The organism is Microbacterium sp. Ag1 (genome assembly GCF_001005635.1).
GTDB classification, from domain to species: domain Bacteria; phylum Actinomycetota; class Actinomycetes; order Actinomycetales; family Microbacteriaceae; genus Microbacterium; species Microbacterium oxydans.
In genome coordinates this window covers 163,462-181,937 of the sequence record NZ_LBCR01000034.1, presented here as the reverse complement: position 1 = coordinate 181,937, position 18,476 = coordinate 163,462, and the positions used below count along the sequence as shown (strand labels likewise).

The following is an 18,476-nucleotide window of genomic DNA, read 5'->3' as shown; positions in this document are numbered from 1 at the left end:
CTTCTTCGCCGTGCAGCGGGGTCAGCGACCCTGCGAGCCGCGACCGCCCTGACGGGACTGACCGCTCTGCGTGGAGTACCCGCCACCCTGGCCTGCGCCGGGACGGGGGCGACGACGGCGACGCGACGGCGGGTTGGCCGCGCTGTTCCTCTCGCCGCCGGCCGGACGCTGCTTCGAGGACTGACGCTGCTGCTGCTGCGGTGCCTGCACCGGTGCCGGGCGCACGTGCGGCGCGCGCTCGGGGACGAGTTCGGCGACCGCAGCGGCGGTGACATCCTCGAGCGGCGCCGTGATGGCAGCCTTGCGCAGAAGATCCTTGACGTCGCGGCGCTGCTCAGGGAGCACGACCGTGACGACGGTTCCGGCAGCACCGGCGCGGGCTGTGCGGCCGGAACGGTGCAGGTATGCCTTGTGCTCGACCGGCGGGTCGACGTGGACGACGAGGTCGACGTTGTCGACGTGGACGCCGCGCGCGGCGACGTCGGTCGCGACGAGCACCCGCACGCCGCCGTCCTCAGGGGCGGTCGAGAACGCACCGAGGTTGCGCTCGCGCGCGTTCTGCGAGAGGTTGCCGTGCAGGTCGACGGCGGGGATCCCCGCGGCGGTGAGCTGCTTCGCCAGCTTCTTCGCCTGGTGCTTGGTGCGCGTGAAGAGGATGCGCCGACCGGTGCCGGAGGCGAGCTCGCGCACGAGAACGGTCTTGTTGTCGGTGGAGTCGACGACCAGCACGCGGTGCGTCATCTCGCCGACGGGAACGCTCTCCTCATCGACCTCGTGGCTGACCGCGTTCGAGAGGAAGCGGCGCGCCAGGGTGTCGATACCGCGGTCCAGCGTCGCGCTGAACAGCAGGCGCTGTCCGCCGGCGGGCGTGGCCGTGAGGATGCGGGTGACGCCGGGGAGGAAGCCGAGGTCGGCCATGTGGTCGGCTTCGTCGAGCACGGTGACCTCGATCGCGCTGAGACGGAGGACCTGCTGCTTCATGAGGTCCTCCAGGCGGCCGGGGCAGGCCACGACGATGTCGACACCGCCGCGCAGTGCCTGCTCCTGCGGGCGCTGGCTGACGCCGCCGAAGACGGTCGTGACGCGAAGGCCGGCGGCCTCGGCGAGAGGAGTGATCGTCGCGGCGATCTGAGTCGCGAGCTCACGCGTGGGGGCGAGGACGAGACCACGCGGCAGGCCGGCGCGGCGCTGACCGCCGGAGGTGGCGAGGCGGGCGACGAGGGGGAGCGCGAAGGCGATGGTCTTGCCGCTGCCGGTGCGTCCGCGACCCAGGAGGTCGCGTCCGGCGAGAGAGTCGGGCAGCGTGTCGCGCTGGATGGCGAACGCCTCGGTCTTACCCGAGTCGGCGAGAACGGCGGCGAGCTCGGCGGGAACGCCGAGTTCAAGGAAAGTAGACATGCAGAAACTCCGTCAGCGCACGAATGAACGGCGCGAGATAGGGGGTGAGGTGGGCGACGGCGCGGAATAGCGCATCGGTTCGCCGTTCGAAAGGCCAGCTCGTGCTGGTGGTGGGAGCGGTTCCGCTCGCTTCGGTCCTCGGAGACCCCGTGACGACGACGATGTTGGGTACCGGCGGTACACGCAACGGAGTCAGTCTACCAGTGCATGCATGAGCTCGGCTGCATGTCGGCTCCTGCGCGGGTCGCCGAGGCCACCTGCGCGCACTGACACCCGCCGCCCGGGGGTCTCAGGCGTGCAGGGCCTCGTTCAGCGTCACCCCGACGCCGGCGCGGCGGACGGCCTCGACGGCACCGCTGAGCGAGTTGCGGCGGAACAGCAGTCCGTCCTGACCGGAGAGCTCTCCGCCCTTCACCGTCCTCCGCCCGCCACCGGCGGTCACGGGGCCGTCGACCAGGACGATCTTCGTGCCGGCCGTCACATAGAGGCCTGCTTCGACGACGCAGTCGTCACCGAGGGAGATGCCGATGCCGGCGTTGGCGCCCAGCAGCGTGCGCGCGCCGATCGCGACGCGGTGCGTCCCTCCGCCCGAGAGCGTGCCCATGATGGAGGCGCCCCCGCCGATGTCGCTGCCGTCGCCGACGACGACCCCCTGGGAGATGCGGCCCTCCACCATCGACGCGCCGAGCGTTCCGGCGTTGAAGTTGACGAAACCCTCGTGCATGACAGTGGTGCCGGGGGAGAGGTATGCGCCGAGGCGCACGCGGGAAGCATCCGCGATGCGGACACCGGTCGGCTGCACGTAGTCCGTGAGACGGGGGAACTTGTCCAGACCCTGGACCTGGATGCCTGACCGCTGGAGGAGCGGACGCAGGCGGGCGGCGTCCGAGGGCAGGACGGGTCCCGCGTTGGTCCAGGCGACGTTCGGGAGATGAGCGAAGACGCCGTCGAGGTTCACATCGTTGGGGCGCACCACCAGGTGGGAGAGCGCGTGCAGACGAAGATAGGCGTCCGCGGTCGAAGCCGGTGCGGCGTCGAGGTCGATCTGCAGCTGCACGACTTCCACCGTGACGTTGCGTCGCTGGTCGGCTCCGGTGAGATCCGCGAGCGCGGTGACGGCGGCCTCATCCGCCTCCGCGGTTCCGGTCCGCACCTCGGGGTACCACGCATCCAGGACGGTGCCGTCTCCGGCGATCGTGGTCAGTCCGATACCCCATACCGTGCGCGCGTCGCTCATCCCTCCACGCTATCGCGCCCGCAGCGCGGTGACTGCACGCATGACGGGGTAAGTAGTCTTGACCCATGGTGCTCGATCTGACCGCGTCCTCCGTCGACCTCACCCGTGCGATCTGCGATATCCCCAGCGTCTCCGGAGACGAGAAGACGCTCGCCGACGCCATCGAGGCGGCCGTCACGCCGCTGGGGCACCTGCAGGTCTTCCGCCACGGCAACACCGTCATCGCGCGCACGGATCTCGGTCGCGCGCAGCGCGTCGCGATCGCCGGGCACATCGACACGGTGCCCATCAATGCCAACCTCCCCACCCGCGACATCGAGATCGACGGTGTGCCGTACCTCTGGGGTCGTGGGACCGTCGACATGAAGGCAGGGACCGCGGTGCAGCTGAAGCTCGCTGCGGAGCTGGTCGAACCCGCGATCGACATCACCTGGATGTGGTACGACAACGAGGAGGTCGAGGCGTCGAAGAACGGCCTCGGGCTGCTCGCCGCCGTCCGCCCCGACCTGTTCGAGGCCGACTTCGCGATCCTCGGTGAGCCCTCCAACGGCGAGGTCGAGGGCGGATGCAACGGCACGATGCGGGCGATCGTGCGCACGTCGGGCGTCCGGGCGCACAGCGCGAGGGCATGGATCGGGGAGAACGCGATCCATCGTGCCGCGCCGATCCTCACCCGGCTCGCGGAGTACCGGGCCAGGGAGGTGCCGGTCGAGGGGCTGCTGTACCGCGAGAGTCTGAGCGCCGTGCGCATCGCAGGTGGCGTCGCGGGGAACGTCATCCCCGATGCCTGCGAGGTCGAGGTCAACTACCGCTTCGCGCCGAGCAAGTCCGCGGCGGAGGCCGAGACACATCTGCGCGGAGTCCTCGCGGGGTTCGACGTCGAGATCACCGACGCCGCCGAGGGTGCGCGTCCCGGCCTCGACGCGGAGATCGCGAAGCAGTTCGTCGCCGCCGTCGGTGCGGAGCCGCGGCCGAAGTACGGCTGGACGGATGTCGCCCGCTTCTCCGCTCTGGGGATCCCCGCCGTCAACTACGGTCCCGGCGACCCGCACCTGGCCCACCACGATGAGGAGCGCGTGCCGCTCGCGCAGATCGACGCCGTGGAGCGGGGCCTGCGCGCATGGCTCACCTCGCACTGAGCGCAGCGCGCCGTTGGGCGAAGGCGCCGATCGCGCTGCGCGTCGCGCTGATCTACCTCGGGGCGCGGGTCGTGACGACGGTGTTCCTCATCATCGCCGCATCGCTGTCGACCTCCTCCTCGCGCTTCGGCGCCGGGGCGGGCCTGATCGATTTCGTGCTCGGCTGGGACGCGCAGTGGTACTGGCTCGTCGCCGAGAACGGGTACCCGACAGAGCTGCCGCTCACGGATGCGGGCGACGTCGCCGAGAATGCCTGGGCCTTCATGCCGGTGTTCGCATATGCGGCCAAGGGGATCGGTCTCGTGCTCGGTTCCTGGGGAGCAGGCGCCCTCCTCCTCTCTCTCGGGGCCGGATACCTGGCGTGCCTCGTGCTGCACCGGCTGCTGCGCGAGCGCATCGGTGATTCCGCTGCGCTGTGGGCAGTGGTGTTCTTCGCGGCCGGCCCGATCGCGGCGATGTTCCAGGTGGGATACGCCGAAACGCTGTTCCTCCTGCTGCTCTTCCTCGCCCTCGACATGACGGCGCGGCGGAAGTACGCCTGGCTGTATCTGCTCATCCCGGCGATGGCCTTCACCCGCCCCGGTGTCCTCGCCTTCGCGCTCTATCTCGGATTGCACGGGGTGGTGCGCTGGGTCCGTCGCCGCGACGATCCGTTGGTGGGGAGGGAGATCGCACACATCCTCGCGCTCGGGACGCTCGCGACCGCCTGCGGATTCGCCTGGCAGGTGATCGCCGGCATCGCGACAGGGGATGCGGGGGCGTATCTCGCGACCGAGCTCGCCTGGCGTCAGCACTGGATCACCGGCGGCGTCGAAGGGTTCATCCCTTTCGAGGGGTGGATCCAGGCGTCGCAGTTCTGGTTCGGTCTCTGGGGCTTGCCGCAGTGGTGGGGGCCCATCGCCCTGGTGCTCATCGTGGCAGGTGCCGCCGCAGTGCTCCTGCTTTCACCGCAGGTACGGGCGCTCGGCGTCGATCTTCGCCTCTGGAGCGCGAGCTATCTGCTCTACCTGCTCGCCGTCTTCTTCCCCCAGTCGAGCACCTTCCGCCTGCTGCTCCCGCTCAGTCCGTTGTGGGGCGCGGTCGCCGTGCCGCGGACTCGGCTCTGGCGCCTCGGCGTCCTGGCGGCATGTCTGGTCGGTCAATGGGTGTGGATATATCACGTGTATGGGCTCGGGAACACGTTCTGGCAGGTCCCGTGACCGTGGAGCTCGACCCAATTGTTGCTCCGTGACCTCCAGGTCCCGGTGACACCCGATAAACTCATCCCATACCACCGGAGGAAAGGGAGCCACGATGGCAGCGATGAAGCCGAGGACCGGAGACGGGCCTATGGAAGCCGTGAAGGAAGGACGACTCATCATCGTGCGCGTTCCACTCGAAGGCGGCGGCCGCCTGGTCGTCTCCGTGAACGACGCCGAGGCCAAGGAGCTTCACGACGTGCTTGGCGCCGTCGTGGCACCGGCCTGATCGACCAGGGATCCGCGTCAGCGGATCCGAAAGGGCGGTGGTTCCTCGGAACCACCGCCCTTCTTCCTGGGTCGGCACCTGCGTGGTCGGCACCGCCTCCATCGGGAATCCGGGCGATCAGCCGCGCTCTGCGAGGCTGATCAGCTGCAGCAGGCCTTCGCCCGCGGGGGAGAGCGTCGCGAGCACGGCCGAAGACTCCTGCGTCTCCTGCACGAGGGATCGGTAGGCGGCCGTGACCTCGTCGCGCTGCACCGGGTCGGCGACGCGGCCGCCCGCCAGGACACGCGGCACGAGCACGAGGCCACCGGTGCGTGCGAGACGCAGACCGTGCTCGACGTACTCGATGACGTGCTCGGGGTCGGCGTCGACCAGCACGATGTCGTAGGAGTTCTCGTTCATGCGCGGGAGCACGTCGATCGCACGCCCCGTGATGAAACGTGCTCTCGTGGAGGGGATCTTCGCGTCGGAGAAGGCCTGCCGCGCGGCGGCGAGGTGCTCCGGTTCGTTGTCGATCGAGGTGAGCACGGCCTGGGGCGCGCCGCGGAGCAGCCAGAGTCCGGAGACACCGGCACCGGTGCCGATCTCGACGATCGACCTGGCGCCGGTCGCGGCGGCGAGCACAGCGATCTGAGAGCCGACGGACGCGCTGACGGGCATGGCCCCGAGCTCGAGCGCGTGCGCACGGGCGCGAGCGATGGCGTCGGGTTCCACGATGGACTCGCGCAGAAAACGCGCGTTCGCGTCATGCTCGCTCATGGCCTGTATCTCCCTGCCTGCCTGTGATCTTCTCCAGCGTATTCGGTCCGCGAGTGCGGGGACCGCAGGCGCGGCGGTAGCCTGTAGAGATGACGTTCGGGCTCACCTTCGAGAAGCTGTTGCTGATCGGCCTCATCGCGGTTCTGATCATCGGCCCCGAGCGTCTCCCGCGCGCAGCGGAGAGCTTCTCCCGTATGGTCCGCAAGGCCGGCGAGTACCTTCGTGCGACCAAGTCGAGGGTGCGCGAGGAGATGGGCCCCGAGATCGACGACGTCGACTGGCGCAAGCTCGATCCCCGCCAGTACGACCCGCGTCGGATCATCCGCGATGCCCTCATGGAAGAGCCGCAGCCGGCGACCCCGATGCAGGCCACAGCGACGATCGCGGAGCCGGTCGCAGGCTCCATCGCCACCACGCGCGCGGTCCCGCAGGAGTTCAGCGCGACCAACCGCCCGCCGTTCGATCCCGAGGCGACCTGACCCGGTCGCGACGTCAGGGGTCCGCGGGAGAGGGCTAGGAGATCCGGGAGCGGAGAGCGGCGATGTCGTCGTCCGTCAGCAGCTCGCGGGGTATCGCGGTCGCGGCCGAGGTGTCGCGCAGCTTCAACAGCACCGCGTCCCTTCCCACGTGCATCCTCTGGAACGTGCGGTACGCGATGTCGGAGCGACGTCGCCCGCTTCCCATCTGCAGACCCTCGTCTTCCAGTGACACCCACACGCGTGTCCCGACGGGCATCGCGATCCGCACGGCGGTGCGCGCCCCCGACACCGACATGAACACGGCGAAACCTGCGAGCGCGACGATGAGCACGGGCATCCAGCCTGCCCCGTAAGGTCCCTCTTCCCCCGGAGCCACCGGCGCGGTGAGGTTGACGACGCTGAAGACGAGCGCCGCCGCGAGTGCGACCCACATGACGATGGCCGCAGGACGGGTCAGCGAGTAGATCGCGGCGTCGCGTGCCATCCGTCGCAGCAGGCTCTCGTCGACGGTCAGGGAACGTGCAGGCATCCGAGCATCCTCCCAGTCCCTAGCGGATCGACATGGGCAGGGATCGGCCGGAGAGACCCCTGCCCCGGTGCGCGAGCGCGCTCGCGAGGCCGCGGATGGTCACGGCTGCGGCATCGTCCGTGTCGTCGGAGACGATCGGCCGTCCGGTGTCTCCGCCTTCGCGCAGGGCGGGGCTCAGCGGGATGGATGCCAGCAGCGGGACCGCGGCTTCCGGTTCGGAGAGTGCTTCGGCGACGGCCGCGCCGCCTCCGGAGCCGAACAGGTCGACGACAGTGCCGTCGGGGAGGGTGTACGCCGCCATGTTCTCGATGACGCCGATGACGCGCTGGCCCGTCTGCCGGGCGACGAGTCCGCTGCGGATGGCGACGTCGGCGGCGGCGGTCTGCGGCGTCGTGACCACGAGCACCTCCGCATGGGGGAGGAGCTGGCCGATCGAGATGGCGATGTCGCCCGTTCCCGGTGGCATGTCGATCAGCAGCACATCGAGGTCGCCGAAGAACACGTCGGTGAGGAACTGCGACACCGTGCGGTGCAGCATCGGACCGCGCCACGCGACGACGGATTCGCCGTCGCGGAGGAACATCCCGATGGAGATCGTCTTCACGCCGTGTGCGACAGGGGGGAGCATGAGGTCGTCGATGCGCGTCGGCTGCGTGCCTGCCGGGATGCCGAGCAGGCCAGGGATCGAGAAGCCGTGCACATCGGCGTCGACGAGCCCGACGGAGAGACCCTGCGCGGCGAGGGCGACCGCGAGGTTGGCCGTGACCGTCGACTTGCCCACGCCGCCCTTGCCGCTGGAGACGAGGATCACGCGGGTGAGGGAGTCGGGGCCGAACGGCATGTGCCGTGCTGGCCTGCCCGCGCGGAGCTTCTCCGTGAGCGCCTTCCGCTCGGTCGGAGTCATCACGCCGACCTCGACCTCGACCTCGGCGATACCGGGAACGGACGCTGCAGCCTCGCGCACATCCGTCTCGATCCTGGCAGCGGCGGGGCAGCCCACGATCGTCAGGACGATGCCGACGTGTGCGCGATCACCCTCCACCGAGATGTCGCGGACCATGTCGAGATCGCCGATGGGACGACGCAGCTCGGGATCCGTCACAGCGGCGACGGCGGATCGGACGCGCTCCACCGCCGTCACGATGCGGAGCCGGATCGGGTCTTCTCAGGAGACTCTTCGAGCTCGGCGAGAAGAGCCTTGAGCTCCTGACGGAGCACGTCGCGCGTCACGACCTGCGAATTGCGCTCCTCGAGCGACATCCGCAGCGCCACGATCTCGCGGGCGAGGTACTCGGTGTCGGCGAGGTTGCGCTCTGCACGCTGGCGGTCCTGTTCGATCTGCACCCTGTCGCGGTCGTCCTGACGGTTCTGCGCGAGCAGGATGAGGGGTGCCGCATAGGAGGCCTGCAGCGAGAGCATGAGCGTCAGAGCCGTGAACCCGAGCGCGGCGTCGTCGAAGCGCAACTCGTCCGGCATCAGGGTGTTCCACACGATCCACAGCACGCAGAACAGGGTGAGGATCAGGAGGAACGCCGGCGTCCCCATCGCCCGCGCGACCCACTCCGTGAAACGGCCGAAGCGGTCGCGTGAGGTCGCCCTGGGGCGTGTGGTCGTGCGCCCTGGCGCGTCGAGGCGGGGGGAGCGGGGCATCAGCGCACCTCCTTCGCCGGAGCGGCGGCGTCGTCATTGTCGTGCGAGCGCCAGTCGTCGGGCAGCAGGTAGTCGAGCACGTCGTCGATGCTGATCGCTCCGACCAGGCGGTGCGCCGCGTCGATCACCGGGAGCGACACCAGGTCGTAGCTGGCCAGGAGGCGTGCCACCTCGGCGGCGGAGGCGGTGACGGGCACGGGTTCGAGACTGTCGTCGAGGATCGCGCCGAGCCGTTCATGCGGCGGGTAGCGCAGCATCCGCTGGAAGTGCACGAGCCCCAGCAGGCGCCCCGTCGGCGTCTCGAACGGGGGGAGCGTCACGAACACCGCGGCGGCCAGGGCCGGATGCAGCTCGTGGCGGCGGATCAGCGCGAGCGCTTCGGCCACGGTGGCATCGGCGGACAGGATGATCGGTTCCGGGGTCATCAGACCGCCGGCCGTGTCCGGGCCGTAGCGCAGCAGCATCCTGACGTCTTCGGCCTCCTCCGGCTCCATGAGCTCGAGGAGCTGCTCCAGACGGTCCGGTGCCAGCTGCGCGAGGAGGTCGGCCGCGTCGTCCGGCTCCATCTGGTCGAGGATGTCGGCCGCGCGCTCGTCTCCCAGGCGATCGAGGATGTGCACCTGCTCGTCTTCGGGCATCTCCTCGAGGGCGTCCGCGAGGCGGTCGTCGGAGAGCTCCTCCGCGACCTCGATCATGCGCTGCTGCGGGAGATCGAGGAGGGTGTTGGCGAGGTCGGCCGCATGCAGCTCGGAGTACGAGGCGACGAGCTGCTCCGCCGACTGCGACTCGCCGGGAGCACGCTGCTCCGTCACCTCGCTCCAGGCGGCGAAGGTCGTCGGGCCCTTCGCGAAGGGAGAGGCGCTGGTCTTGGGTCGGCGGAGGAACAGCTGGCTGATCGCCCACTCGCCGAGCCGGTTGGGCTCGATCGCGATGTCCTCGATCACGGCGGTGCCGCTGCCGTCGACGAAGCTCACCCGTCGCCCGAGCATCTCCGCCAGCACGCGGACCTCACCGGCGCGGGGGGAGAAGCGGCGCACGTTGATCAGGCCCGTGGTGATCACCTGGCCGGAGCGGATCGAGGTGACGCGTCCGATCGAGAGGAACACGTGTCGTCGCCCGGGGATCTCCACGACCAGGCCGATGACGCGGGGTGCCGCGGTACTTCGATACACGACGACGACATCCCGGACCTTGCCGAGCCGGTCGCCGACGGGATCGAAGACGGCGCACCCGGCGAGGCGCGCGGCGAATACCCGTTGTGTGCTCACCTCTCCAGAGTAGTCGGCGGCTCAGGTCTCCGGCGGGATGGCCGCGCCTCGGGCCGTCCATCGGCGCGCGTGGAAGAATAGCCGGATGAGCATGCTGAACCGGCCCGCGAGCGGCACAGACACCGGCGAGATCGTCGCGTCGATGCGCGACTACGAGAGCGCGCAGAAGACGGTCTCGAAGCTGATCGCGGGGGAGGTGCCCGCGCGCGACATCGCCATCGTCGGACAGAGCGTGCGCACGGTCGAGCGGGTGACCGGCAAGCTCGGCTATGCCGCCGCAGCGCGCTCCGGCGCGATCAACGGCGTGCTGATCGGTCTCTTCCTCGCCGCGATCCTCGTGCTGGGCAACCCCGAGGTGCCGATCCAGCTCTTCCTGGGCTTCGTGCTCATCGGCGTCGCGGTCGGAATGCTCCTGAGCCTGATCACCTATGCGATCGTGCGTCGTCGCCGAGACTTCGCCAGTGTCACGCAGTTCGCCGCCGATCACTACGAGGTCACCGTGCTCTCCTCCTCGCTGGGCAAGGCCCGTCAGGTGCTCGGGGCCAACAAGGTCGCACCGGTGCGTCCCCCCGTCAACCTCGATGAACCGCCCCGCTACGGCGAGCGGATCACCCCTGGGGCAACGGTGCCGGAAGCCACGCCGGCGCCCGAGCCCGTCCCTGCGCCCGAGGAACCCGTCATCCCGCCGCGCCCGGCAGACCCGGTGGCGGAGCCGGTGCAGCCGGAGCACACTCCCGCTCCCGATCCCCGCCCGGACTCCGACGGAGTCCAGGGCGAGCGGGCATGACGTCGGTGCCGGTTTCCGCCGCCTGATGGTCGAGATCCAGGTCGAGCTGCCGACCGGACCTGCGGCGGTGTCCGCCGACTGGGCCCCCGGCGACAACGGCGCGACGGTGATCGTCGCGCACGGCGCCGGGACGGGCAAGGACCATCCGTTCTTGACGGGCTACGTCGATGCGCTGAGCGAGAGCGGCTTCTCGACTCTGCGGTTCAACTTCCCCTACGTCGAGCAGGGACGACGCATGCCCGGTCCCGCCCCGCATGCGATCGCCACCTGGAATGCCGTCGTGGCCTTCGCCCGCTCGGCCGACCCCGCGGCGACCGTCTGGGCGACGGGGAAGTCGTACGGCGGGCGGATGGCGTCGATGGCGGTCGCCGAAGGTCTGCGTGTCAACGGGCTCGTCTACCTCGGCTACCCGCTTCATCCGCCGGGGCGGCCCGAGAAGCCGCGCATCGAGCATCTGCCGGACATCACGGTGCCGCAGCTCTTCGTCGAGGGGACCAACGATCCGTTCATCCAGCCCCTCTCGCAGTTCGAGGAGGCGGTCGCGAGCTGTCGGGATGCGCGCGTCGTCTGGGTCGATGGCGGCGGGCACACCTTCGAGGTCAAGGGGCGGAAGCGCCCGGCGGAGCAGATCGGAGCGTCACTCGCGCCGATCGTCGCGGAGTTCGTCCGCGCTCGCCGATCCGGCTGAGAGCGGTCAGTCGATGAGCGCGGAGAGACCTGCATCGGCCAGCAGACGTCGCACCGTCGAGATGCCCAGTGCGCTCATGATCGGGTTCGAGGCCTCGTAGTACCAGCCGAGCCCGAGCGCCTGCTGGAGCGCCCATGCCGCGCCCCGGTGCCATTCGACGTCGTCCGCGCCGACGTCGTCACGGAGGATGCGCCGTGTCGGTGCGTCGAAGAGATGCCAGGCCACGACGAGGTCGAGGGCAGGATCGGCGGGTCCGAAGCTTCCGCCGTCGAGCACGCCGGCCAGTCGCGTCTCATCCGCACGCTCGGCGACCAGGAGATTGAACGGGGTGAGGTCTCTGTGGCTCATCACCTCCGCGACGGGAGACGGGAGCTCCCGCAGCACGGCCCAGAGCCTCTCGGCGCGTGGCGCATCGAACAGGTGCGCGCTCCTGGCGAGGCAGTGCGCGACCCACTCGTCGTGATCGCCGAGGCGACCGCCGCGACCGTTGCGGTCGAAGGTGCGTCCGCGGAGGTCGACGGCGCGCAGTGCCAGGATCAGCGAGGCCAGGTCGCGCGCCAACGCCGGGGCGGCGGCGGAGCGCGCAGGGTCCGCCGTCTCGCCCTCGACCCAGGTCTGCATCGCCCAGGCCGAGGGGAACTCCGGCGACGGCGCGGCGATCCCGTACGGTCGCGGCGCGGGGTAGGGACTGGCGGCGGCGAACTCGTCGAGAGCGGCGGCCTCGCCCGCGAGCTCGGTCTCCGTGGCCCCGAGCAGCGGGAACCGGGCGACGTGTTCCCCGCCCACGCGGATGATCCTGTTCACGGTCCCCGTGAGAGGCACGGGTCGCACCGGCTCTCCGCGCAGTTCGGGGAACCGCCGGGCGATCAGGCGTGCCGCCGCCGCCGTGTCGAGCGCGAGTTCCCCTTCATGCATCCGCCGATGTCAGCTCTGCAGGCGTGCGATCCACGCCTCGACCTCGTCGGCCGTGCGCGGGATGCCGGCCGAGAGGTTCACCGGACCGTCCTCGGTCATCACGATGTCATCCTCGATGCGCACGCCGATGCCGCGGAGCTCGGCGGGCACGGTGAGATCGTCGATCTGGAAGTACAGCCCCGGCTCGATCGTGAACACCATGCCCGGTGCGAGGATGCCGTCGTAGTACATCTCGCGGCGGGCCTGCGCGCAATCGTGCACGTCGATTCCGAGGTGGTGCGAGGTGCCGTGCACCATGTAGCGCCGGTGCTGACCGCCCTTGTCGGCGTCCAGAGCCTCTTCCGCTGTGACGGGGAGCAGACCCCACTCGGCCGTGCGCTCGGCGATGACCTTCATTGCGGCACCGTGCACATCGCGGAAGCGCACCCCGACCTGGGCAGCGGCGAACGCGGCATCCGCTGCTTCGCGGACCGTCTCGTAGACGCGGCGCTGCACCTCGGTGAACGTGCCGGAGACCGGCAGGGTGCGGGTGATGTCGGCGGTGTACAGGCTGTCCGCCTCGACGCCGGCGTCCACCAGGATCAGATCACCGGGAACCACGGTCCCGTCGTTGCGGGTCCAGTGGAGGTAGCAGGCGTGCGGCCCCGATGCGGCGATCGTGTCGTACCCCTCGCCGTTCCCGTCCTCGCGTGCGCGGCGGTGGAAGACACCCTCCACGACGCGTTCGCCGCGGGCGTGCGCCGTCGCAGCGGGGAGCTCACGGATGATGTCGTCGAAGCCGTTCGCCGTGATCTCGACCGCGCGGCGCATCTCTGCGATCTCGAACTCGTCTTTGATGAGACGCAGCTCGGAGACGAAACGGGTGAGCGCCTCGTCCTCGTCGAGCACGAGCTCGCCCTCGACCGCCTCGAGCTCGTCGAGGTGCGCCGTCGTGATCTGGAGGTCGGCGGCGACGCCGGCGAGGGAGGGGCGCGGTCCGATCCAGAACTCGCCGACCGTCGCGTCGGCGTAGAACTCCGTGGTGGTGCGGTCGGCACGCTCGCGGAAGAAGAGCGTGATGTCGTGACCGTTCTCGGTCGGCGCGAAGACGAGGACGGAGTCGGGCTCGGCATCGGAAGCCCACCCCGTCAGGTGCGCGAAGGCGGAATGCGCCCGGAAGACGTAGTCGGTGTCGTTGCTGCGCTGCTTGAGCGAGCCTGCCGGGATCACCAGACGCTTGCCGGGGAACGCGGCGGAGACGGCGGCGCGGCGGATGGCTGCGTATGAGGCCTGCGCACGCGGGGCAGGGAGCGTCTCCGGACGCTCGGCCCAGCCGGTGGAGATGGTGTCGAGGAAGCCCTGCGGGAACGGCTGCTTGCGGTTCGTCGTGCCGTTCTCGGCAGACGCTTCGACGGTGGGCTCTGCGATCGTGTCGCGCTCTCCTGTGCTCATCCCTCCAGTCTGTCACCTGGTGGGCCGGCGTGGGACTCAGCCGGCGGGCTCGAGCTGCACGACGAGGGCGCGGTGGTCGCTTCCGCCGGCATCGTCGAGCACGACGGAACCGCTCGGCGACCAGTTCTGCGACGCCATCACATGATCGATGGGTGCACCGGCGAGGGCGGGCAGCGAGCTCGGCCACGTGCCCGTGAGTCCGTTCCCGGTGCGGGCGGCCACATCGCGGCAGTATCCGATGTCGCCGCCCTCAACTCCGAGCGGAGCCATGTGATCGACGGTGGCGTTGAAGTCGCCGGCGAGGATGAAGTCACCCTGCGGGCACTGATCGGCGATCCACTGCAGATCGCTCCGCCACTGCTGCATCTCCTCCATACGCGGGGCCACCGCGTGCACCGCGACGATCGTGGGGCCGGTCCCATCGGTCGGCATGAGCACGACGCTGGGAACGGAGCCGGTGTTGCTCGTGCCGTCCTTGGCCGATTCGATCACGGAATACTCGCCGAGGTCTGGAGCGACGAGCACGGTGGTGTGCCAGGACTGCGGGCCGTCCTGCACATCCGGTCGGAACTGCACGTGATGCACCCACATCGGATGTCCCTGCTCGCGCAGCATGATGGCGATGCGCTCGCCGACGGCCTCGGTCGTCTCAGGGAGCGCGACGATGTCGGCTCCCTGATCGAGGATCCGCTGCGCGATCACCTCCGCGGAGACGGCCTCGCCCGCGGTGTTCCAGGTGAGCACGCGCACACTGCCGTCGGTCTTCTCCGGGAGCGCGGATGATCCGAAGCCGCGCACGGCTCCGATGGCCGCGGTCGCACCCGCGCCCAGCAGCGCCACGATGAGGATCGATGCGGCGAACCCCCTCAGCGGGCGGGCGAACAGGAGGAGGAGCGCCAGGGCCGCGACGACGAGGAATCCGCCGAGTACGAGACCGCGCGCCGATACCAGCTGCGCGAACGGGTACGTCTGTTCCAGACGGAAGAACTGCGGCCACACCACGATCGCCGTCGCGATCGCGAGAAGCACGGTGAAGAGGATCCCCAGGAGACGAAACATCCCCTCCAGCCTAGGAGCGCCGCCTGGGAAGTCCCTGCCTCGACATCCGTGCCGAGCCTGAGCGGGATGGGGCGCGCCTGAGCGGGCCTGGGGCCGCGGATGCTCGGTACGCTCGGAGGATGGCCACTTCGTCCCCCGGGTTCGCCGGTCCCGTCGACCTGCACCTGCACTCCAACCATTCCGATGGCACGGAGTCGCCGGCCCAGGTGGTGGCCCAGGCGCATGCGCACGGGGTGCGTACTCTGGCGCTGACCGATCACGACCGCACCACGGGGTGGAGCGAGGCCGGAGATGCGGCTGTCGAGCTCGGTATGACGTTCATCCCGGGTATGGAGCTCTCCGCGAAGCACGAGTGGCGGAGCGTCCACGTGCTCGGGTACCTCTTCGACCCGGAGGACGAGGCGCTGCGTGCGGAGACCGATCGCATCCGCGGCGATCGGATCGGCCGGGCCGAGCGCATCGTGCGCAACATCGGGCGGGACTACGACCTGCAGTGGGACGACGTGGTCGCGCAGACAACGCGGGATGCCACCGTGGGGCGCCCGCACATCGCCGACGCCCTCATCGCGCGCGGCATCGTGCGGGACCGGACGGAGGCCTTCGACGGCATCCTGCACCCTCGCGAGGGCTACTACGAGCCGCACTACGCGCCCGATCCGCTGACGGCGGTGCGTCTGATCACGGACGCGGGGGGAGTGGCGATCATCGCCCACCCCGTGACGGCGGGTCGCGACCGCATGATGCCCGTGCCGTTCATCGAGCGACTCATCGCCGCGGGGCTCGGCGGATTCGAGGTCGAGCATCGGGAGAACACGGAGTCGGGCAAGCGGGTGCTGCGTGAGATCGCCGCGAAGCACGACCTCATCGTCACCGGATCGAGCGACTATCACGGCACCGGCAAACCGAACCGCCCTGGCGAGAACACGACCTCCGAGGAGATGGTGTCCAGGCTCATAGCACGAGGCACCGGCATCGCCCCGCGTTTTCCCTGACCCTCGGCGTTCTGTCGGCGACTTCCCTGCGGGCTGTCGAACCGGACCGATACCGTCCGAGGCATGCAGCGAGCGACTTCCCTGGAGCGGCGCGTCGACGCGTGGGCTCACCGGCTCCTCCGTGACGCCCCGTCGAACGGTGTCCGCGCCGGCCTCATCGAGTTCTCGGTGTTCGTGGTCAAGCAGGCGTGGGCGTGCATCTTCGGTGGAGCGCTCCTGGTCCTCATCGTCGCCGCGCGCCTGTGGTATCCCGACGACGCGGCGCTGGCCCGCAACGACGCGCTGACGATCGCTGCGGTGCTGATCCAGATCGCGATGCTCGTCTTCCGCTTGGAGAGCGGCCGTGAGCTGTGGGTCATCGTCCTGTTCCACATCACCGGCACCGTGATGGAGCTGTTCAAGACCGATGTGGGTTCGTGGGCGTATGCCGCAGACGGGATCCTCCGAATAGGCGGGGTCCCGCTGTTCAGCGGCTTCATGTACGCGGCGGTCGGGTCGTACATGGTCCGCGTCTACCGGCTGTTCGATCTCGGGTTCACGCGGTATCCGCGACGCTGGATGACGGCGATCCTCGCCGGGGCGATCTACGTCAACTTCTTCACGCACCACTGGTGGTGGGATGCGCGGTGGGTGCTGCTCGTCGGAGTGGTGCTGCTGTGGCTCCCGACCGTGATGCACGCGCGCGTCTGGCGGCGTACGATCCGCCTTCCCCTGCTGGCCGTCTTCGCGGGTGTGGCGGTGTTCATCTATCTCGCCGAGAACATCGGCACCTGGGCGGGCGCGTGGGCCTATCCGGATCAGGCCGGAGGGTGGCAACCGGTCTCGCTGAGCAAGCTGAGCTCGTGGTTCCTGCTGATGATCATCTCGGTCGTCCTGGTGGCCTGGGTGTATCCGCCGCAGGTTCCCGGAGCGCTGTTGCGTACGACGGGGAGCGGAACCGCCAGGAGAGTGCAAGGGGGCGGCGAGGGTCGCGCCTGACGTCGTCGCCCGTGCATGCGAGAGGGCGCATGGTTCGGGGGGTTCCCGACCCATGCGCCCTCTCGGTGTGACGACTCAGGCTCCCGCGACGGGAGCGGCCCCTGCTCCGGAACCCCCGCGGCGACGGCGGCGACGGCGTGCGGGCGCCGGCTTGCCGTCGTGGTGCTCCTTACCAGCGCCATCGTGGGTCCCTGCGCCCTCGGCTCCGCGATCGGACGATGGCGCGGTCTCTCCCTCGCCGCTGGACGACGACGCGGCGCCCTCGGCGAACGTCGAGCCCACGGGCGTCGAGCTGTTGCGGCGACGCCGGCGACGACGGGTACCGCTCTCGTCGGTGCCCTCCGCCGCGGCGTCGGTCGCCCGCTCGGGGCGACGGCTGCGCTCGGTCTTGACGGACTCCGTCTTGGGCGCCGACACCAGGCGGCCCTTCGTGCCGTGGGGGATGTCGAGGTCCTCGTACAGGTGCGGGCTCGACGAGTAGGTCTCGATGGGCTCGGGCTGACCGAACTCGAGGGCCCGGTTGATGAGGGCCCACTTGTGCAGGTCTTCCCAGTCGACGAAGGTGACCGCGATCCCGGTCTTGCCCGCGCGGCCGGTACGGCCGGCGCGGTGCAGGTACGTCTTGTCCTCGTCCGGAATGGTGTGGTTGATCACATGGGTGACGTCGTCGACGTCGATGCCTCGAGCGGCGACGTCGGTCGCGACGAGCACGTCCTTCTTCCCCGCCTTGAAGGCGGCCATCGAACGCTCACGCTGGTCCTGGCCCATGTCTCCGTGCACGCCGCCGACGTTGAAACCGCGGTCGCTCAGCTCGTCGACGAGCCGCTGCGCCGCACGCTTGGTGCGGGTGAAGATCACGGTCTTGCCGCGCCCCTCCGCCTGCAGGATGCGGGCGATGACCTCGTCCTTGTCCATGGAGTGAGCGCGGTACACGAGGTGCTTGATGTTGGCCTGCGTGAGGCCCTCATCGGGGTCGTTGGCGCGGATGTGGATCGGGTTCGACATGAAGCGACGCGCGAGGGCGACGATCGGACCGGGCATGGTCGCGGAGAACAGCTGCGTGTGGCGGACGGCCGGCACCTTCTGGAAGATCTTCTCGATGTCGGCGAGGAAGCCGAGGTCGAGCATCTTGTCGGCCTCATCGAGCACGACCTCGGTCGCGTTCGAGAGGTCGAGCAGGCGCTGGCCGGCGAGGTCGATCAGTCGGCCGGGGGTGCCGACCACGATCTGCGCTCCCGCCTTCAGCTGGTCGATCTGGCCCTCATAGGCCTTTCCGCCGTAGATGGCGACGACGCTGGTGGAGCGGTTGCTGGTGAGCAGGTCGATGTCCTCGTACACCTGCACCGCGAGCTCACGGGTCGGCACCACGATGAGCGCCTTGACGCCGTGCTCCGGGTTCTTGCCGAGACGCTGGACGACCGGGATGCCGAAGCCGAAGGTCTTGCCGGTTCCCGTCTTGGCCTGACCGATGATGTCCTGGCCGGGAAGGCCGAGGGGGATGGTCTGCTCCTGGATGGGGAACGCGTCCACGATGCCCTTGGCGGCGAGTGCGTCGACGATGTCCTGATCGATGCCGAGATCGGCGAAAGTTGTCACTTTGTTCAGATTGCCTGTCCGGCGACCCTGCGGGATCGCCACGTTCACGGATCCACGCCGTCTCTTGTGCCACAGGCGCGGGGCCCCGCTCCGACGGCGGGGACACG

At 69.7% G+C, this 18,476-nt stretch carries 19 protein-coding genes; 8 read left to right on the top strand and 11 right to left on the bottom strand.

Translation table 11 applies throughout. The annotated features are described in order from the left end of the window. Nucleotides 1-21 precede the first annotated feature (21 nt). Nucleotides 22-1,398, bottom strand: a complete 1,377-nt coding sequence (locus AAY78_RS17550) for a DEAD/DEAH box helicase (protein WP_046749567.1) — start codon at nucleotides 1,396-1,398, stop codon at nucleotides 22-24. Nucleotides 1,399-1,687: 289 nt separating this feature from the next. Continuing rightward, entirely contained in the window at nucleotides 1,688-2,635 is a 948-nt protein-coding gene (gene dapD, locus AAY78_RS17545; protein WP_046749566.1) for a 2,3,4,5-tetrahydropyridine-2,6-dicarboxylate N-succinyltransferase, read from the bottom strand. Nucleotides 2,636-2,700: 65 nt separating this feature from the next. On the opposite strand from dapD, the gene dapE reads away from it, so the two are divergent. The 3 genes from dapE to AAY78_RS19605 all read left to right on the top strand — a co-directional run bounded on the left by dapE (nucleotide 2,701) and on the right by AAY78_RS19605 (nucleotide 5,241). Beyond that, nucleotides 2,701-3,774, top strand: coding sequence for a succinyl-diaminopimelate desuccinylase (gene dapE / locus AAY78_RS17540; RefSeq protein WP_046749565.1), 1,074 nt, complete (start codon nucleotides 2,701-2,703; stop codon nucleotides 3,772-3,774). Continuing rightward, nucleotides 3,756-4,973: a hypothetical protein gene (locus tag AAY78_RS17535; protein WP_046749564.1), complete on the top strand. Its 1,218-nt coding sequence runs from the start codon at nucleotides 3,756-3,758 to the stop codon at nucleotides 4,971-4,973. Before dapE ends, AAY78_RS17535 begins: the two co-directional genes overlap by 19 nt. A 94-nt stretch (nucleotides 4,974-5,067) precedes the next feature. Next, the gene (locus AAY78_RS19605; RefSeq protein ID WP_071328210.1) at nucleotides 5,068-5,241 is read left to right on the top strand and encodes a DUF3117 domain-containing protein; all 174 of its coding nucleotides are present in this window, start codon (nucleotides 5,068-5,070) and stop codon (nucleotides 5,239-5,241) included. 117 nt (nucleotides 5,242-5,358) lie between these two features. Here the strand turns inward: AAY78_RS19605 and AAY78_RS17530 are convergent, their stop codons facing one another. Beyond that, nucleotides 5,359-5,997 carry an O-methyltransferase gene (locus tag AAY78_RS17530; protein ID WP_046749563.1) on the bottom strand — a complete coding sequence of 213 codons (639 nt, stop codon included), beginning with the start codon at nucleotides 5,995-5,997 and terminating at the stop codon, nucleotides 5,359-5,361. 89 nt (nucleotides 5,998-6,086) lie between these two features. On the opposite strand from AAY78_RS17530, the gene AAY78_RS17525 reads away from it, so the two are divergent. Beyond that, nucleotides 6,087-6,476, top strand: a complete 390-nt coding sequence (locus AAY78_RS17525; protein WP_046749562.1) for a twin-arginine translocase TatA/TatE family subunit — start codon at nucleotides 6,087-6,089, stop codon at nucleotides 6,474-6,476. Nucleotides 6,477-6,510: 34 nt separating this feature from the next. Here AAY78_RS17525 and AAY78_RS17520 read toward each other — a convergent pair whose 3' ends face one another. Genes AAY78_RS17520 through AAY78_RS17505 form a run of 4 tightly spaced genes read right to left on the bottom strand, consistent with a single transcriptional unit; the run spans nucleotide 6,511 to nucleotide 9,923 of the window. After that, nucleotides 6,511-7,005, bottom strand: a complete 495-nt coding sequence (locus tag AAY78_RS17520; RefSeq protein WP_046749561.1) for a YcxB family protein — start codon at nucleotides 7,003-7,005, stop codon at nucleotides 6,511-6,513. 19 nt (nucleotides 7,006-7,024) lie between these two features. Next, the gene (locus AAY78_RS17515; RefSeq protein ID WP_046749560.1) at nucleotides 7,025-8,146 is read right to left on the bottom strand and encodes an Mrp/NBP35 family ATP-binding protein; all 1,122 of its coding nucleotides are present in this window, start codon (nucleotides 8,144-8,146) and stop codon (nucleotides 7,025-7,027) included. After that, the gene (locus tag AAY78_RS17510) at nucleotides 8,143-8,655 is read right to left on the bottom strand and encodes a DUF1003 domain-containing protein (protein WP_045263089.1); all 513 of its coding nucleotides are present in this window, start codon (nucleotides 8,653-8,655) and stop codon (nucleotides 8,143-8,145) included. Before AAY78_RS17510 ends, AAY78_RS17515 begins: the two co-directional genes overlap by 4 nt. Next, nucleotides 8,655-9,923 (bottom strand): magnesium transporter MgtE N-terminal domain-containing protein, encoded by a 1,269-nt coding sequence (locus tag AAY78_RS17505; protein ID WP_046749559.1) that lies wholly within the window; start codon nucleotides 9,921-9,923, stop codon nucleotides 8,655-8,657. The genes AAY78_RS17510 and AAY78_RS17505 overlap by 1 nt, the downstream gene beginning before the upstream one ends. An 85-nt stretch (nucleotides 9,924-10,008) precedes the next feature. Here AAY78_RS17505 and AAY78_RS17500 point away from each other — a divergent pair, with 85 nt between their 5' ends. Continuing rightward, nucleotides 10,009-10,710 (top strand): general stress protein, encoded by a 702-nt coding sequence (locus tag AAY78_RS17500; protein WP_046749558.1) that lies wholly within the window; start codon nucleotides 10,009-10,011, stop codon nucleotides 10,708-10,710. Between the two features lie 25 nt (nucleotides 10,711-10,735). Then, entirely contained in the window at nucleotides 10,736-11,398 is a 663-nt protein-coding gene (locus AAY78_RS17495; protein ID WP_046749557.1) for an alpha/beta hydrolase family protein, read from the top strand. A gap of 6 nt (nucleotides 11,399-11,404) precedes the next feature. Here the strand turns inward: AAY78_RS17495 and AAY78_RS17490 are convergent, their stop codons facing one another. Genes AAY78_RS17490 through AAY78_RS17480 form a run of 3 tightly spaced genes read right to left on the bottom strand, consistent with a single transcriptional unit; the run spans nucleotide 11,405 to nucleotide 14,803 of the window. Continuing rightward, nucleotides 11,405-12,313, bottom strand: a complete 909-nt coding sequence (locus AAY78_RS17490; RefSeq protein ID WP_046749556.1) for a phosphotransferase — start codon at nucleotides 12,311-12,313, stop codon at nucleotides 11,405-11,407. Nucleotides 12,314-12,322: 9 nt separating this feature from the next. After that, complete coding sequence (locus tag AAY78_RS17485) at nucleotides 12,323-13,744, bottom strand: aminopeptidase P family protein (RefSeq protein ID WP_046749555.1); 1,422 nt, start codon at nucleotides 13,742-13,744, stop codon at nucleotides 12,323-12,325. A 36-nt stretch (nucleotides 13,745-13,780) separates the two neighbouring features. Next, nucleotides 13,781-14,803: an endonuclease/exonuclease/phosphatase family protein gene (locus tag AAY78_RS17480; RefSeq protein WP_046749554.1), complete on the bottom strand. Its 1,023-nt coding sequence runs from the start codon at nucleotides 14,801-14,803 to the stop codon at nucleotides 13,781-13,783. A gap of 119 nt (nucleotides 14,804-14,922) precedes the next feature. Here AAY78_RS17480 and AAY78_RS17475 point away from each other — a divergent pair, with 119 nt between their 5' ends. Together AAY78_RS17475 and AAY78_RS17470 are read left to right on the top strand one after the other, a co-directional pair. Continuing rightward, on the top strand, nucleotides 14,923-15,795 hold the full coding sequence (locus AAY78_RS17475; protein WP_046749553.1) for a PHP domain-containing protein: 873 nt from the start codon (nucleotides 14,923-14,925) through the stop codon (nucleotides 15,793-15,795). Between the two features lie 63 nt (nucleotides 15,796-15,858). Beyond that, a complete protein-coding gene (locus tag AAY78_RS17470) occupies nucleotides 15,859-16,773 on the top strand; it encodes a DUF817 domain-containing protein (RefSeq protein WP_046749552.1) in 915 nt (304 codons plus the stop codon). A gap of 75 nt (nucleotides 16,774-16,848) precedes the next feature. On the opposite strand, the gene AAY78_RS17465 is transcribed toward AAY78_RS17470, so the two are convergent. After that, entirely contained in the window at nucleotides 16,849-18,369 is a 1,521-nt protein-coding gene (locus AAY78_RS17465) for a DEAD/DEAH box helicase (protein ID WP_046749837.1), read from the bottom strand. Between the last annotated feature and the right edge of the window lie 107 nt (nucleotides 18,370-18,476).